Raw genomic sequence first — 17,084 nt, 5'->3', positions numbered from 1 at the left:
TTAAAAAATAAAAGTACAAGATATTTCCTGCTTGTACTTTCATTTTTGTAATGAAAACAGTAAAGAGAGGTACATGATGTTAGGAGAGTTGATCCATTCGGTTTTAGTTTTTTTAGAAGGACTTGGTTATTGGGGAATTATGCTTGGATTAATGCTAGAGGTTATTCCAAGTGAAATCGTATTGTCTTATGCAGGTTATTTAGTATCAACAGGAAGCATTACATTTTGGGGCGCTGTCGCGTTCGGTACAATTGGTGGTGTAATTGCACAACTATTCATTTATTGGATTGGTCGATATGGAGGAAGACCTGTTCTTGAGCGATATGGAAAATATATTTTAATTCAGAAGAAACATATTGATTATGCTGAAGATTGGTTTAATCGTTATGGAACTGGCGTTATCTTTACCGCACGTTTTATTCCGGTTGTGCGTCATGCTATTTCGATACCAGCGGGTATTGCGAAAATGTCACATGCTAAGTTTATTACGCTAACTACATTAGCTGTTATTCCGTGGTCAATTGTGTTTGTATATTTAGGTTTTAAATTAGGAACAGAGTGGGAAAGTATTAATAAAGTTGCGGGGCCATATGTGAAATACTTTGCACTTGCTGCTATTGTTTGTGCAATTGGTTATTTTGTATTAAAAAAAATGATGAAAAAAAAGTGATTACAGAAAAGGAATTTATGTCGACGTAGATTCCTTTTTTATTGGCATTTTTTCAAGGATGAAAGAATACGTTTAATATTTACCATATTGTGGCATACATATAGAAAAAGGGTGCTTGGAAAGGGGAATAAAGAGAAATGGAACTCCAGTTTCAAAATGTATATCAACAGGTAGAGAATTGGTATGTGTTGGATTGGGAGCTTCCTTGGGATGTCAAAAAGTTGAGAGAGGATTTGTTTTCTCTTATTGGAGTATGTAAAACGCCCGTTATTTTTTGTGATACGTGTGATGCAAATGATGTGCTTCTATCATTAGGGGAAGAGGAAGAAGAGTTCCTATTCCCAGTAGGTGGTTTTTATCATAAAGAAAAGCAATTAATTTTCGTTTGTATGTGGGAAGAGTATGATCAAGTTCTCAAAACGCTACTGCATGAATTCCGCCATGCGATGCAGCATAAGAGAGATATATTATATGTGGGAAGTGAACGGTACGAAGAGCGGTGGATTGAAAAAGATGCGAGGAAGTTCGCGGAGAGGAAATTGGATGAATATAAGAGTAGAAAGTTAATGTAAAGCATAGTGGAGAAATAGCGCTGTGCTTTTTGTACTTATTAAAAATAAGTATTTGACTTTTATTAAGTTTAGTTCTAAACTAATGATATGAAACAAGCGAGATAATATGAAGCGACCTCCTAGATTATCAAGTCAGGGATTTTAACCCATAATAATGAATGAAAACATTATGAATGGGGTTATACCCTATGATAATAGGAGGCCACTATGGAAAATATAATCTATATTGGGATGGATGTCCACAAGGAAAGTTTTAGCTTATGTGCACTACACGGAACAACTGGGGAAATTGTAAGAGAAGCACGATGTGCTTCAAATGTATCTCTCGTAAAAAAATTCGTTGAGAAACTGAAAACAAAATATGGTGAAGATATAAAAATTAAAGCTGGATATGAGGCTGGTTGTTTAGGGTATTCACTTCATAATCTTCTTGAACAAAATGGAATTGATTGTGATATTTTAGCTCCCACAACAATGTACAGTTCATCAAAAAATAAAATGGTTAAAAATGATAAATTCGATGCCAAAATGATTGCTCTTAATTTAGCAAATGGCACCTATAAAGAAGTATATGTTCCAGAAGAAGAGGATGTTGCCGTGAAAGAGTATATCCGCATGTTAGGTGATTTTAAAACATCTTTGAAAAAAATAAAACAACAGATAAAAGCATTCCTTTTAAGGCATGGCTATGTGTATGAAGGGAAATCAAGCTGGACAATCGCTTATATGAAATGGTTAAAGAATCTTGATCTACAAGGATTATTCAAAGAAACGTTAGGCGAATACCTATTACAGTATGATGTTCTAGTCGATAAAATTGAGCGGTTCAGTCTGAGATTAGAAGAATTATCTCATCGTGAAAGGTACGAAGAACCAATCGCAAATTTAAGATGCTTAAAAGGTATAGATACAACATCGGCAATGACTGTTCATGTGGAAATTGCAGACTTCACTCGTTTTCCCACGGCTAAAGCATTTATGGCTTATGTAGGATTGACACCAAGCGAAAGCTCAAGTGGAGAAAAAATCAGTCGACGTTCGATTACAAAACAAGGAAATTCGACCGTTAGGTCTACTCTTGTAGAATGTGCAAATGCGTTGGTAAAAGGAACAATCGGATTAAAATCGAAGCGAGTGAAAGCAAGACAAAAAGGGCAACGAAGCGAAGTGATTGCTTATGCGGATCAGGCTGTAGAAAGGTTACAAAGAAAATATTATCGCATGATATATCAAGGGAAACCTAGAAATGTTGCCGTTACAGCTATCGCAAGAGAACTGGGGTGTTTTATATGGGGATTAGAAACAGGTAAAATTCACCGAAAATAAAGAGGGAAGGATATGAAGTTGATTGATTCATTCATAGTTAGAAACCAAAGGTATCAATTGATGGCATAGATGAGCTTCAGAGATAGTGAATTACAGGTCTGGCTATCTATGACTCACCTCTTCTGGCATGGCTGAAATTCTGATAAACAAGCTATTTATTAGAATTTGAAAAGGTGTGATCCACGCAGTGAGATTATAAGAGCCTAACGACGAACCATTAACCTGAGGTAACCAATCCACGAATAACAGAGTGGTTAACTGTCGATAGATCTTATTTCTGAAGCTTTTGTATGCCATCAAGAAAAATATTATGGGTGAAAAACTATTGACAAAGGTCACTTCATAACAGGTGATGAAATGAAAACAGAAGATAGACTAGGGCTACTATTATGGTTTCGTTTGTCACGCTTTTATAATAAGAGTATTCGTGAGACGAATCAGCATTTGAAAAAATGGAATATATCTGCCGCCCAGTTTGATGTGTTAGCTCAAGTTGGAGGACATAATCGTTTAACGCAGCAAGAACTTGGAAATAAGCTATTTGTTACGAAAGGAAATGTAACGCAGCTTTTAAATAAAATGGTAACTACTCAGCCACCTTTCGGTGTCTTTTTTAAATTTTACTAGTTTCATATGCCTCCCATTTGTAAATACTGAGTATATCAAACAGGGGAGGTGAATCTTATGGTCGATCGAAAAATTATTTTAGATACATATAAAAAAGGACCTGAAGCTGTTATTTCTTTATTTGAAGAAACATTTTCTAAGTTAGAAAAACGTATACAAGAACTAGAAAATGCTTCAAAAAAAAACTCCAAAAATAGTCATAAGCCACCTTCTACAGATGGTTTGGGTAAGCCCGTTACAAAAAGTTTGCGCAAACCGTCTCATCGTCAAACGGGTGGCCAGTTGGGCCACAAGGGACATACTCTTGGTTTGACAGCGACTCCAGATCATACGATTACACATTCTCCTACATATTGTACTTGTTGTCATACTTCCTTGAACCACGAGCCTGTAAAAGGGTATCGCATTCGCCAAGTGTATGACTTACCACCTATTCAGATCGAAGTGACAGAACATAAAGTAGAACAGAAAGAATGCCCACATTGCCATTCTATCCAAGAAGCCCAATTTCCTTCGACAGTATCTCGTCCTGTTCAATATGGTCCAAATATAAAAAGACTGATTCCCTATTTAACGCATTATCAATGCATTTCTTTGAAGCGAACAAAAGAATTCTTTCAGGATTGTTTTGGACATTCTATAAGCGAAGGAACCCTGGTAAATCATACACAGGCTTTCGCTTCTCAATTGCAGCCATTCATAAAAGAAGTAAAGGAAAAGATTCTGCAGTCTCCTGTTGTCCATTTTGATGAAACTGGTATGCGTGTAGAAAACAAAACACAATGGTTACATACTGCCAGTACACCGGAGGTGACATTGCAACATATTCATCAAAAACGTGGAAAAGAAGCAATGGATGCTGGAGAAATCTTGCCATCTTTTTCTGGAATTGCGATGCATGATGGTTGGAAATCGTATGATGCGTATACAGATTGTCGTCACGTTTTATGTAATGCCCATCTCTTACGAGATTTACAAGGAATTATAGATAGTACTGGAGAACAATGGGCACAACAGATGCAGAAATTTCTAACGCAAGCGTTGACGATGAAAAAGCAATCCGAAGGTACCATGCCAAAAGCGACGCAAAAGAATCTGTTTATTATGTATCAATCCATATTGAAAGAACAACAGATTCTTTCCACGAAACAAAAGAAGAAAGGAAAGCAGACGCCTTCTCAAAATTTATGGAATCGCTTCGTCAAGTATTCTGACAGAATTCTAGCGTTTTTAGAACATCCAGCCATTCCATTTGATAACAATCAAGCAGAACGGGATATTCGGATGACGAAAGTAAAACAGAAAGTGTCTGGGACTTTCCGAAGTAAGAAAGGCGCAGAATCTTTTTGTCAGATACGAAGCTTTATGAGTACCATGAAAAAACAAAAACAATCGGTCTTACAAGCGATAAACCAAGTCATAGAAACTAGAACGGTTCCTTGGAATAACACGACTTCATAAGAGAATTTCTCTATTTGGCATAGATTCTTTCTCTGATTGGAGTATTTTCTTTTCATGTTTTCGAATCGGAAACATGTATTTGGCCTGTTTTTTTATTTGAAGAAGCTGAGTAGTTACATAAAATGGAGCAGCTTGAGTGGATTTTGCGTGAACAAGAGGGTACTACGAAATATATTTCTTTAACAGAAAAGGGAAGAGCTTTATATGAGGAAATCGTCCCACCTCAAGAAACGTTCCAAGCAGAGAAGTTTCATAATTTAAATATAGAGGAACAAAAGCAGTTATTAACACTATTAAAAAAGTTACAGTAAGAAAAAATTTTAAAATAAATCTCGAATTCGAGATAGTATGAGGTGAAGGATATGTTTAGAAAAGTTGATCATAAAAATATGGGCAGAGCAAATCATGGTTGGTTAAATACACATTTTCATTTTTCTTTTGCCAATTACTACAATCCAAATAACATGAACTTCGGAGCGTTACGTGTTATTAATGATGATCTAGTAGCGGCGCAAACTGGTTTTGATATGCATCCGCACCGTGATATGGAGATTATTTCTTACGTTGTAGATGGTGCTTTAACACATGAAGACAGCATGGGAAATCGCGGAACAATTGAGCGTGGACATGTTCAATATATGAGTGCTGGCACGGGTGTATTTCATAGCGAGCATAATTTAGGCGATGAAACGCTGCGTTTATTACAAATTTGGATTTTACCAGACCGCGCAGATCATAAACCAAACTATGGTGAGTTTAAATTTGATTGGAGCAAGCGTGAAGATGAATGGTTCCATATGGTATCTTCAGTAGAAGGAAATGCACCAATTCAAATTCACCAAGATGCGAATTTATATTCTTTATCATTAGAGGCTGGAAAAGAAATTCATTTTCCAGTGAAAGAAGGCCGTCAATTGTACCTTGTACAAATTGAAGGAAGCAGTGTAATAAATGGTGAAACGTTTGTTATGCGGGATGCAGCAGAATCTGTAGAAGAAGATATTCACATTCAAGCGAAAGAGCAATCACACTATTTAGCAATTGAATTGAAAAAACAATAAAAGGTTTATAGAAAAGAGGACATCCGATAGATGTCCTCTTTTTTTGATTGGAATTGTCTGAAAAATGTTTCTCAAATTTTTGGTAGAGGTATCGGCTGGGAAAATAAGAATTGTATAAAAGTGTCAAAAATCTTTATGGGAATGGGGAATGTTATAGTGAAAAAGCAAGTCATTTCATCAGCATTAGCGTTAACTGTTATCGCCGGGGGATTTGGAGCGTTTGGGGCAACGACAACGAAAGCGGAAGAACAAAAAATTCAATATCATCAAGAATTTAAAACACCTGCATACATAGGTGAAGAATGGAAAGCACCGGAAGGACTAGATAAAAAAGAGACAGTCTTTCAATACTTAGAGAGTAAGAAAGATATGTTTAAATTAGCAGGAAATATTGAAAAGCATTTTAATATCGTTGGGGAAGAAAAAGACGCTGAATCTGATACGACACATGTGAAGCTAGTTGAGAAACATAATAACATTCCTGTGTACGGTTCTGATCAAACTGTTACACTTGATAAAGAGAATAATGTAAAAGCATTCTTCGGACAAGTTATTCCGAATTTAGATGATAAAAATATTCCTGCAGCTGCAAGCATTACTGCGGAACAAGCAGAAACAATTGCAAAGGCAGATATTGAGAAAGAAATTGGTAAAGTAAAGAGTTATGATGGTGTGAAAAAAGATTTATTTGTATATGAAAAAAACGGTAATTACTACCTTGCATACTTAGTTAAGGCATCGATTTCAAAACCAGCTCCAGGGTATTGGCATTATTTTGTTGATGCAACGAATGGAAATGTTATTGAGAAATATAACGCTGTAGATAACATTACTGGATTTGGTTACGGAGTATTAGGTGCTAGACAATCATTTGAAATTGCTCAAGATACGAAAACAGGACAATTCAACTTGTTTGATGGTAAACGAGGACAAGGTGTTCATACATTTGATGCAGAAAATATGGACGAGAACTGGTTTAATTTATTCTCACAATGGCTTGGATATACAGGAGAAGAAGTTGAAAGTAAATCTAAGTTCTTCGAAGATAAAGCTGCAGTTGATGCGCATGTAAATGCAGGAAAAGTATATGATTACTACAAAAAGACATTTAATCGTAACTCTTTCGATGATAAAGGTGCGAAGCTTATTTCAACTGTTCACGTAGGGGAGAGCTGGAATAACGCAGCTTGGAATGGTGTGCAAATGATGTATGGTGATGGCGATGGAAAAACATTCATTCCATTATCTGCTGGACTTGATGTTATCGGTCACGAATTAACGCATGCTGTAACTGAACATACAGCAAACCTTGTTTACAAAAATGAGTCAGGGGCGTTAAATGAATCGTTATCTGATATTATGGGTGTTATGGTTGAGAAGAAGAGCTGGGATTTAGGTGCTGATATTTATACACCTGATAAACCTGGTGATGCACTTCGCTCTCTTAAAGACCCAGCGTCTATTCCAAATCCATTAAAACCAAGTGAAGGTTACCCAGATCACTATAGTAAACGTTATACTGGAACAGCTGATAATGGCGGTGTTCATATTAACAGCAGTATTAACAATAAAGCTGCATATTTAGTATCTGAAGGCGGAGATCATTACGGCGTGAAAGTAACTGGAGTGGGCCGTGAAGCGACAGAAAAAATTTACTACCGTGCTCTTACGAAATATTTAACTGCAAACTCTGACTTCAAAATGATGCGTCAAGCTGCTCTTCAGTCAGCTGAAGATTTATATGGTAAAAACTCTAAAGCTGTACAAGCTGTAACGAAAGCTTATGATGCAGTAGGTGTAAAATAATAAGAGAAAAGACCTGACATCCTAGTCAGGTCTTTTCTTTATCCCGCTATCCGCAAATGATGAAATTTCCACTTTATTTAGTCGCGAATGCCTAATGCGATTTTCGCCATACGTGACATACGTTCTTTCGACCACGGTGGATTCCAAACGACATTTACTTCTATTTCATTAACTTCAGGTACGTTTGTTGATAATACTTTTTTAACGTCTGATACGATTTGCCCAGCCATTGGACAACCGATAGAAGTCATAGTCATCGTAATGACAGCATTATTATTTTCATCTGCTGTAACATCATAAACTAATCCAAGATTAACGATATCAACACCTAGTTCAGGGTCAATAACAGCCTCTAAATTGGCAAGTAATTTATTTTCAAATGCTTCTTGTGACATAAGCAGCCCCTCCTACACTTTAATGATATCGATTCTCATTATAACGGAAATGAGCATAATGTGCAGGAAATGAGCTCAAAAAAATATCCCTCTTTCAAAGAAGGGATATTTTTTGAACATCTATTCTGTTTTAAAATGAGATACGAGTTGATCTAACTCTTCAACTGTTTGTTTCATTTTTCCAGCAGTTACTGCCATTTCATTCATAACGATAACTTTTTTTTCAGCAGATTGTGCCGTTGCGGCAGTTTCGCTCGATACTTCAGTAGAGATAGAAGCGATGTTATTAAGTGAAGCGTTCATTTCTTCAGCACTTGCAGCCATTTCTTCAGCAGTTGCTGATATATCTTGCATTTGAGTAGATACTTTATTTACTTGTTCTACAATTGTTGAGAAAGAAGTACCAGCTTCACGAATAACATTAATGCCTTCAAATGCTTCAGAACGGCCTTGAGACATCATAGAGCTAGCAGTTTCTGTATCATTTTGAATTTGATGTAGTAATTGATTAATGTCTGTTGCAGCTGTTTTAGATTGTTCAGCAAGTTTTCGAACTTCGTCAGCTACGACAGCAAATCCTTTTCCTTGCTCGCCAGCACGAGCTGCCTCAATAGAAGCATTTAAAGCAAGTAAGTTTGTTTGCTCAGCAATATTAGAAATAGATTGTACAGCAGTATCAATATATTTCGTATGAGTGATTAGACGTTCAACCACTTCTGACGTAGCATTTACAGCTTCGTGTATCGTTGTCATTTGTGAAACAGATTTTTGGATAACGGTACTTCCATCGCTAGCATGTTCAGATGTGGCAACAGCAAGTTCCGCTACAGATGAAGCAGATTCAGCAATGCGCTGAACACTTACTGCCATATCATCCATTGCAGTTGAACTTTCTTCCATACTAGAAGTTTGTGATTGAATACTTGCATTTAAGTTGGACATCGAGCTTTGGACTCTTAATGTCGCCTCACGTGATGTATTCGTTTTTTCTAGCATATTTTCAGAAGCGGTTTGTACTTCCACTGATGTTTTTTGAACACGATTAATAATATGTTGTAGGTTTTCTAACATTTTATTAAATGATGCTGCGATGGCACCGATTTCATCGTTGCTATTTACTTGTAGACGTGCTGTTAAGTCACCTTCTTGAGAGGCTAATTCTTTTAGTTTCGTGTCAATTTGTTGAATTGGTTTCACAAGTTTACCAGAGAACCACCATGCAAGAATAATTGCAACGACAATACAAATAACAAGTGATAGAAATACTGCATATTCAATTCCTAGTGAAGATTGATCAATTTTTTCAATAGATTGTTCACGTAATTTAGCTTGTTCATTACTGTAATTTGTGAAATCACCAATTACTTTATAGACAGTGCCATTTTCTGAAGAAGCTACTTGTAAAGCTTCTTCCCATTTTTGTTCTTTTGCAAGAGTAAATACTTTTTCTTCAACGAACTTTCTCCAAGTAGACCCTAATTCCATTGTGCTTTTCACGGACGAAGAAACATTTGGATTAGAAAGAAGTTTATCTTTTGAATCCTCAAGACGTTTACTCATCTCATTAAACTTGTCTAATTCGACTTGATCATGTTGTAGTAAATAACCTCTTAAAGCAGAGAGCTGTACTTGATAAGCGTCTCCACGCTCTTTCAATTCTGTTGCCAGTGGAGAAATTTCTTTTTGTAATGTTTCAGCTTTACGAGATTGGTCGATAGCAAAAAATAAAATAAATGCTAAGGCGATACCAAATAAAGCGCAAATCGTTCCCATCATGAACATAAGTTTTTTTCTGATACTTACAAAATTCATATGATAAAAAGCCTCCTTTGTGAAATCTTAGTATTAGAATTAATAAATGTAAAAAATTGAAAGAAAGCTTTACTCCAGTTGGAATAAAGCTTTCTTATTTCCTTTAGGAATTATAGCAGACGGAATGAGAGATAGAAAGAGATATTTTAAAGTGAAAAAAGAGAGACTGTAAAACTTGCTTTCCTATACCTTTGAGTTCGTGTCATTTTCACTTTAAGCGTTTGTTTTGAAATGAGAAACGAGAACTTCAAGTTCTTGTACGATTGGTAACTACTCAGCTTCTTCAAATAAAAAAACAGGCCAAATACATGTTTCCGATTCGAAAACATGAAAAGAAAATACTCCAATCAGAGAAAGAATCTATGCCAAATAGAGAAATTCTCTTATGAAGTCGTGTTATTCCAAGGAACCGTTCTAGTTTCTATGACTTGGTTTATCGCTTGTAAGACCGATTGTTTTTGTTTTTTCATGGTACTCATAAAGCTTCGTATCTGACAAAAAGATTCTGCGCCTTTCTTACTTCGGAAAGTCCCAGACACTTTCTGTTTTACTTTCGTCATCCGAATATCCCGTTCTGCTTGATTGTTATCAAATGGAATGGCTGGATGTTCTAAAAACGCTAGAATTCTGTCAGAATACTTGACGAAGCGATTCCATAAATTTTGAGAAGGCGTCTGCTTTCCTTTCTTCTTTTGTTTCGTGGAAAGAATCTGTTGTTCTTTCAATATGGATTGATACATAATAAACAGATTCTTTTGCGTCGCTTTTGGCATGGTACCTTCGGATTGCTTTTTCATCGTCAACGCTTGCGTTAGAAATTTCTGCATCTGTTGTGCCCATTGTTCTCCAGTACTATCTATAATTCCTTGTAAATCTCGTAAGAGATGGGCATTACATAAAACGTGACGACAATCTGTATACGCATCATACGATTTCCAACCATCATGCATCGCAATTCCAGAAAAAGATGGCAAGATTTCTCCAGCATCCATTGCTTCTTTTCCACGTTTTTGATGAATATGTTGCAATGTCACCTCCGGTGTACTGGCAGTATGTAACCATTGTGTTTTGTTTTCTACACGCATACCAGTTTCATCAAAATGGACAACAGGAGACTGCAGAATCTTTTCCTTTACTTCTTTTATGAATGGCTGCAATTGAGAAGCGAAAGCCTGTGTATGATTTACCAGGGTTCCTTCGCTTATAGAATGTCCAAAACAATCCTGAAAGAATTCTTTTGTTCGCTTCAAAGAAATGCATTGATAATGCGTTAAATAGGGAATCAGTCTTTTTATATTTGGACCATATTGAACAGGACGAGATACTGTCGAAGGAAATTGGGCTTCTTGGATAGAATGGCAATGTGGGCATTCTTTCTGTTCTACTTTATGTTCTGTCACTTCGATCTGAATAGGTGGTAAGTCATACACTTGGCGAATGCGATACCCTTTTACAGGCTCGTGGTTCAAGGAAGTATGACAACAAGTACAATATGTAGGAGAATGTGTAATCGTATGATCTGGAGTCGCTGTCAAACCAAGAGTATGTCCCTTGTGGCCCAACTGGCCACCCGTTTGACGATGAGACGGTTTGCGCAAACTTTTTGTAACGGGCTTACCCAAACCATCTGTAGAAGGTGGCTTATGACTATTTTTGGAGTTTTTTTTTGAAGCATTTTCTAGTTCTTGTATACGTTTTTCTAACTTAGAAAATGTTTCTTCAAATAAAGAAATAACAGCTTCAGGTCCTTTTTTATATGTATCTAAAATAATTTTTCGATCGACCATAAGATTCACCTCCCCTGTTTGATATACTCAGTATTTACAAATGGGAGGCATATGAAACTAGTAAAATTTAAAAAAGACACCGAAAGGTGGCTGAGTAGTTACGATGAAAATGCGCCTTATATAGGCGTATTTCTTTTTAAACAAACGTTTGATTAGTCGGCTTACATATACATAAACACAGTTAAACAAACGTTTGATTAATATTTTTAACATACTAAGGGGAATGGAAATGAAAAGGGAACCGAAAGTGAAAAATAAGGGGAAAGTAGTGTTATTTTTATTAGCTGCGGGAGGCGTATTTCTTGTTAAATTAGCATTTAAATTTGGAACAATACATATGATTCGAACTTGGTTTGAAAGTACGTTTTCTTAAACAAGGAATATAGCCTCTTGCGATAGAGGTTTTTGATTTGTTATTATTAGACTGAACGGTCGGTTTAAAGAGGTGTGAATATGAGAAGAAGCGCAGAAGAGATAAAGAAAGAAATTGCATACAAAGCAGAAAGTCTATTTTCACAGAAGGGCTATGCAGCTACATCTATGGAAGAGATTTGTGAAATTACAGAGCGAAGTAAAGGAAGTATTTATTATCACTTTAAAAGTAAAGAAGAATTATTTTTATTTGTAGTGAAACAGCATACGTATGATTGGCTTGAAAAATGGAATGAAAAAGAGAAGTTGTATAGCACTAGTACTGAAAAACTATATGGTCTCGCGGAATATCATGTAGAGGACATACAGCAACCAATTTCAAATGCCATAGAGGAATTCTCTATGAGTCAAGTTGTAAGTAAAGAGATTTTGGAGGAACTATTAGCTTTAACTAGAGAATCATATGTTATGTTTGAGAAATTAATTGAAGCAGGTATACAGTCTGGAGAGTTCCGTGAAGATAATACTCGTGATCTTATGTATATTGTGAATGGATTATTATCAGGGCTTGGAGTACTTTACTACGAGCTAGATTATAAAGAGTTGAAGCGTATTTATAAAAAGGCAATAGATGTATTGTTAAAAGGAATGGCAGCTGAATAATAGGTCAGTTGCTTTTCTTACAAAATAAATTAGACTGAACGGTCGGTTTGTGAAAGGGGAATGAAAATGAACGCTTTATTTAAAAACCGAGCATTTATGCTCGTTATGGCATCTGATATTTTACAACAATTTGCAATTTGGATCAGAAATATGGCTCTTTTATATTTCATAATGGAGCGGACAAATAATGATCCAGTTTCAGTGTCTCTATTATCTGTCATGGAGTATGCACCTATTTTTATTTTCTCGTTTATCGGTGGTGCGCTAGCTGATCGCTGGAATCCGAAAAGAACAATGGTCGCTGGAGATGTGTTGAGTGTACTGTCTATTATAGGAATTGTCCTGTTGTTAAAGCTGGATTATTGGCAGGCTATATTTTTTGCGACACTCATTTCCGCGATTGTAGGTCAGTTTTCTCAGCCCTCATCTTCGCGTATATTTAAGCGCTATGTAAAAGAAGAAGAGATAGCAAATGCGATTGCATTTAACCAAACATTACAGTCATTATTTCTGATTTTTGGACCAGTGGTAGGATCGCTTGTGTATACACAACTTGGTTTATTTACGTCACTATATAGCTTAATCATTTTATTTTTGTTATCTGCTATCGCCCTTTCATTTTTACCAAAATGGGTTGAAAAAGAGCAAGTGGCGAGAGATTCATTAAAAAATGATATAATAGAAGGTTGGAAGTATGTTCTTCATACGAAAAATTTACGTATGATTACGATCACTTTCACCATTATAGGCTTAGCTGTTGGATTAACAACTCCATTAGAGGTGTTTCTTGTAATAGAACGCCTTGGAATGGAAAAGGAAGCAGTTCAATATTTAGCTGCAGCTGATGGAATAGGTATGTTAATTGGTGGTATTGTTGCTGCAATTTTCGCTTCAAAAGTGAATCCGAAAAAAATGTTTGTATTCGGTATGGGCATATTAGCAATGTCATTTTTAGTAGAAGGGCTATCTACATCATTTTGGATTACTAGTTTCATGAGGTTTGGAACAGGTATTTGTTTAGCTTGTGTTAATATTGTTGTCGGTACGCTTATGATTCAACTTGTACCAGAAAATATGGTTGGAAGAGTAAATGGGACGATTTTACCACTGTTTATGGGGGCAATGCTAATTGGAACTTCACTAGCTGGAGGATTAAAGGAACTAACTTCACTAGTTACTGTGTTTTGTATAGCAATGGCACTTATTTTATTAGCGATAGGGCCAGTTCTACGTATGCAAATAAAAAAAGAAGATGTTGCTAATAAAGAGGCACTAACAAATTCGTTAGCTTCGAAATAACTATTGTAAGGGAGCAATATTGCTCCCTTTTTCTTTGAGGAACTTTTGACAACTATATGAGCCAATTATATACTGATGTTGTAAAAACGATTTTACAGGTTAGGAGCAATGGTGTGAAAAATCAAATCTATGAATTACGCACTGAAAATAATATTTCACAAGGCGCATTAGCTGATAAATGTAAGGTTTCTAGACAAACGATAAATGCAATTGAGAATAATAAATATGATCCAAGTTTAGCGTTAGCATTCCGTTTAGCTGAAGTATTAGGAACAACTGTTGATAAATTATTTTTGTACAAGCAGTAGAGTCGTTCATTATAAGTCGGACCTTTAAAAATAAAAAAGATCCTCTTCTTATGAGAAGAGGATCTTTTCTTATAGCGTTTTAGTCTTTGGACTAGGTGGTGTAACGGATGTATTATTTTCTGGAACTCTAGTTAGTAAAAATCCTCCGATAATAAACAGAACAATAATACTAAGAACACCAGCGTTTGTTTTTCCTGTTAATTGGGTTGTAACACCGACTAATACCGGACCCATAATTGCGGCAAACTTGCCAAATATATTATAAAATCCGAAGAATTCATTAGCAGATTCTTTAGGTACTAGTTTTGCAAAGTATGAACGACTTAGTGCTTGAATACCACCTTGAGATGTAGCAACTAACATTGCTAAAATCCAAAAATCAAGTGTCGTTTTTAAAAAATAAGCATATGTGCAAATAATGATATAAATAATGATACCGACATATAACATTTTTTTACCAGTAAATGTTTCAGATAATTTTCCGTATAGTAAAGCAAATGGACAAGCGACAATTTGTGTTACAAATAATATGATTAATAGATTCGTTGCACTAATACCGAGATCGGTTCCGTAAGCGGTAGACATAGTAATAATTGTGTCGACTCCGTCAATATAGAAAAAGTAAGCGATTAGAAACATAAATACAGTTTTATATTCTTTAATATTTTTAAAAGTATCAGCAAGACGTTTGAAGCTCATTCTAATAGGTCTTGGATGACGCTCAATATAGTGTGTTTGCTCTACGTTTTTTAGCATTGGAATTGTAAATAATCCCCACCAAAGAGCTGTTATTGCAAAGGAAATTTGACTAGCAATGCCGACCGATAAGGGAATAGTTCCTTTTTGGGAAAGAATAATAAGAGCGATACAACCGATAAAAGGAATTGTACTCCCGATATAACCTAATGCAAATCCTCTTGTAGAAATTCGGTCCATTCTATCTTCAGAAGTGACGTCTACTAAAAATGCATCATAGAAAATGTTTGCTCCAGCAAAGCCGATTAAGGCGAGCATATAGCACCCTAGCAATAAGTACCACTGAGAGGTTGGAACGACTGCTAACATACTTGTAAATACGATACCGAGTCCAAAGAAGAATGTGAAAAAACGTTTTTTAAATCCTTTATAATCAGCAACTGTGCCAAGAATAGGAGCAAGTATAGAAATTAAAAGTGTTGCGAATGAGTTTGCATATCCCCAATATGCTGTTGAAGTTGCCCCAGATAGTCCAGCTTCTTTTGCAGCTGCTTTAAAGTAAATTGGAAATAATGCAGTTGTAATGACGAGCGAGTATACAGAGTTCGCCCAATCGTATAATATCCAGCTTTTTTCTTGTCTGGACATTTTTTTCATATAATGTTCCCCCTTAAATTTGTTTTACTAACAGTGTACAAAAATAAAAATTATAAAAAGAGAAACAGTGATGAATTTTACATAACTTTTACATATATACACTGTTCTTTACAATTGGAGTAAATCCTCTACAATTGCTCCGTCTGTTTCACCTAAGTGTAAACCGAGTAGTCTAGCGATAGTTGGACCTTCATCAATAAGTCTCATATACGGGACGGTAACGCCACTTTTTATTCCTTTCCCAGCAGCGATAAAAATTGTTTCATAGTTAGGTTTTGTTGGAGAGTATCCATGCGTACCAAATGTATATTTTTTACTAGGCGTAACATCTTTTTCGGTAATTTCTTTTATAAAATCTCCTGTATAGTTTTCAGTGAAATAATACCCTTCTCGTGCTTCTAACATGAATAAACAATTACCGTCTGCACCGCAGTCTTTCGCAGCTTCGTCATGAAGTATAAATTCAATTCCGTTTTGTTTATTTTGAAGTAGCTCTTCAAGGAGTAGTTGTACCTCCCGAATTGTATCCGTATCATTTTTGTCCTTTACATATACATAGGCAGAGCCGTCGCAACTTTGGCAATAGGCTTTCCAGTCTACTAATTTTCTTTTTTTATTAAAAGATATAAGTCCTCTTTGATGGAATAGCACATTTAATTGTATGGATTTGTTTTCACTTAAAGCGCTATGATCACCAAGGGCAATAATTGTACTTTCTTCGTATAAGTCACTTTCTTTTAGTGCTTGAATAATTTTCCCTAGACGTTCGTCGTGTCTCTGGATAGCAGCTATTGTTTCGTTAGATTCAAAGCCGTGATAGTGTCTTTGTGTGTCTAGATCGGTGAAATGTACGAACATGATATTAGGCTTTTTCGTCTGGATTGTATGCACAGCAGAGGCGAGGACGAAATCATCCAGCTCTGGTTGTGATAAACCATTTCTTATATGGCCGAAACGACGATTTAAATCTAATTGGTATAGTGGGCTACCGCTAAATAAGGAAACTAACACTTGATTTTGCCAAGGTCTATTTGGAAAAATTTCTGGTAAATTGTAATCGATGTTCGCTCTTCCAGTAACAGGCCATAGAAGGGCAGCTGTCGTTAAATTTGCTTTGCGCGCTTCATCATACAATGTTGTTCCTTTTATTGATTTTCGGTACCAATGCCAATCAGGTGATTCACGCCCTGGTTGAAGTAACGTATTGCTAACAACACCGTGCTTGTTTGGGTAATTACCGGTTACGATTGTTGAGTGGCTTGGATATGTTACAGAAGGATAAATTGGTTCTACTTTTTCGACAACCGTGCCCTTTTTTATTAGAGATTCGAAATGAGGTAGTTTTTGTAGTATAGGAAAATCTAAAGCTGATAAACAGTCGAATGATAAAATAATGACATGGTTTGTTAATGCTTTATCCATAAAGTTCCCTCCTGATTATATAAAACCTATTCTTATATATTACTATTAATACCTAGTAATAAAAATATATTGTAACTACTCAGCCACCTTTCGGTGTCTTTTTTAAATTTTACTAGTTTCATATGCCTCCCATTTGTAAATACTGAGTAT

The 17,084-nt window shown here is 35.8% G+C and carries 15 protein-coding genes and 2 pseudogenes; 12 read left to right on the top strand and 5 right to left on the bottom strand.

Going from position 1 to position 17,084, the window contains the following annotated elements; translation table 11 throughout:
• Positions 1–76 precede the first annotated feature (76 nt).
• The 8 genes and pseudogenes from MHH55_RS19780 to MHH55_RS19745 all read left to right on the top strand — a co-directional run bounded on the left by MHH55_RS19780 (position 77) and on the right by MHH55_RS19745 (position 7,523).
• Complete coding sequence (locus MHH55_RS19780) at positions 77–670, top strand: DedA family protein (protein ID WP_000900214.1); 594 nt, start codon at positions 77–79, stop codon at positions 668–670.
• 137 nt (positions 671–807) lie between these two features.
• On the top strand, positions 808–1,242 hold the full coding sequence (locus tag MHH55_RS19775; protein WP_078187294.1) for a DUF3920 family protein: 435 nt from the start codon (positions 808–810) through the stop codon (positions 1,240–1,242).
• Positions 1,243–1,449: 207 nt separating this feature from the next.
• Positions 1,450–2,568 (top strand): IS110 family transposase, encoded by a 1,119-nt coding sequence (locus tag MHH55_RS19770; protein ID WP_340880263.1) that lies wholly within the window; start codon positions 1,450–1,452, stop codon positions 2,566–2,568.
• A gap of 357 nt (positions 2,569–2,925) precedes the next feature.
• Positions 2,926–3,150: pseudogene (locus MHH55_RS19765) on the top strand (MarR family winged helix-turn-helix transcriptional regulator); the annotation flags it as partial.
• 102 nt (positions 3,151–3,252) lie between these two features.
• Positions 3,253–4,656, top strand: coding sequence for an IS66 family transposase (gene tnpC, locus MHH55_RS19760; RefSeq protein WP_100910632.1), 1,404 nt, complete (start codon positions 3,253–3,255; stop codon positions 4,654–4,656).
• 113 nt (positions 4,657–4,769) lie between these two features.
• A pseudogene (locus MHH55_RS19755) lies at positions 4,770–4,967 on the top strand (MarR family transcriptional regulator); the annotation flags it as partial.
• 51 nt (positions 4,968–5,018) lie between these two features.
• The gene (locus tag MHH55_RS19750) at positions 5,019–5,717 is read left to right on the top strand and encodes a pirin family protein (protein WP_000488927.1); all 699 of its coding nucleotides are present in this window, start codon (positions 5,019–5,021) and stop codon (positions 5,715–5,717) included.
• Between the two features lie 156 nt (positions 5,718–5,873).
• On the top strand, positions 5,874–7,523 hold the full coding sequence (locus tag MHH55_RS19745; protein WP_033666654.1) for a M4 family metallopeptidase: 1,650 nt from the start codon (positions 5,874–5,876) through the stop codon (positions 7,521–7,523).
• Between the two features lie 77 nt (positions 7,524–7,600).
• On the opposite strand, the gene MHH55_RS19740 is transcribed toward MHH55_RS19745, so the two are convergent.
• From MHH55_RS19740 to tnpC (MHH55_RS19730), 3 genes are all read right to left on the bottom strand, one after another.
• Complete coding sequence (locus MHH55_RS19740) at positions 7,601–7,918, bottom strand: metal-sulfur cluster assembly factor (RefSeq protein ID WP_000076422.1); 318 nt, start codon at positions 7,916–7,918, stop codon at positions 7,601–7,603.
• 120 nt (positions 7,919–8,038) lie between these two features.
• Positions 8,039–9,730, bottom strand: coding sequence for a methyl-accepting chemotaxis protein (locus MHH55_RS19735; protein ID WP_001012202.1), 1,692 nt, complete (start codon positions 9,728–9,730; stop codon positions 8,039–8,041).
• 383 nt (positions 9,731–10,113) lie between these two features.
• Entirely contained in the window at positions 10,114–11,517 is a 1,404-nt protein-coding gene (tnpC, locus tag MHH55_RS19730; protein ID WP_100910632.1) for an IS66 family transposase, read from the bottom strand.
• 229 nt (positions 11,518–11,746) lie between these two features.
• Between tnpC (MHH55_RS19730) and MHH55_RS19725 the strand changes: the two genes are divergently transcribed.
• From MHH55_RS19725 to MHH55_RS19710, 4 genes are all read left to right on the top strand, one after another.
• Positions 11,747–11,890, top strand: coding sequence for a hypothetical protein (locus MHH55_RS19725; protein WP_000817981.1), 144 nt, complete (start codon positions 11,747–11,749; stop codon positions 11,888–11,890).
• Positions 11,891–11,970: 80 nt separating this feature from the next.
• A complete protein-coding gene (locus tag MHH55_RS19720) occupies positions 11,971–12,552 on the top strand; it encodes a TetR/AcrR family transcriptional regulator (RefSeq protein ID WP_001254439.1) in 582 nt (193 codons plus the stop codon).
• Positions 12,553–12,618: 66 nt separating this feature from the next.
• Positions 12,619–13,851, top strand: coding sequence for an MFS transporter (locus tag MHH55_RS19715; RefSeq protein WP_075676623.1), 1,233 nt, complete (start codon positions 12,619–12,621; stop codon positions 13,849–13,851).
• 56 nt (positions 13,852–13,907) lie between these two features.
• On the top strand, positions 13,908–14,159 hold the full coding sequence (locus tag MHH55_RS19710; protein WP_002023181.1) for a helix-turn-helix transcriptional regulator: 252 nt from the start codon (positions 13,908–13,910) through the stop codon (positions 14,157–14,159).
• 69 nt (positions 14,160–14,228) lie between these two features.
• Here the strand turns inward: MHH55_RS19710 and MHH55_RS19705 are convergent, their stop codons facing one another.
• Together MHH55_RS19705 and MHH55_RS19700 are read right to left on the bottom strand one after the other, a co-directional pair.
• Positions 14,229–15,512, bottom strand: a complete 1,284-nt coding sequence (locus tag MHH55_RS19705) for an MFS transporter (RefSeq protein ID WP_000738812.1) — start codon at positions 15,510–15,512, stop codon at positions 14,229–14,231.
• A 108-nt stretch (positions 15,513–15,620) separates the two neighbouring features.
• Positions 15,621–16,934, bottom strand: coding sequence for an alkaline phosphatase family protein (locus tag MHH55_RS19700; protein ID WP_078187959.1), 1,314 nt, complete (start codon positions 16,932–16,934; stop codon positions 15,621–15,623).
• Between the last annotated feature and the right edge of the window lie 150 nt (positions 16,935–17,084).

The organism is Bacillus sp. FSL K6-2944 (genome assembly GCF_038005385.1).
Lineage (GTDB): Bacteria > Bacillota > Bacilli > Bacillales > Bacillaceae_G > Bacillus_A > Bacillus_A cereus.
Note: the sequence above shows the minus strand (reverse complement) of the source record. Positions and strands in the feature narration are given on the sequence as shown.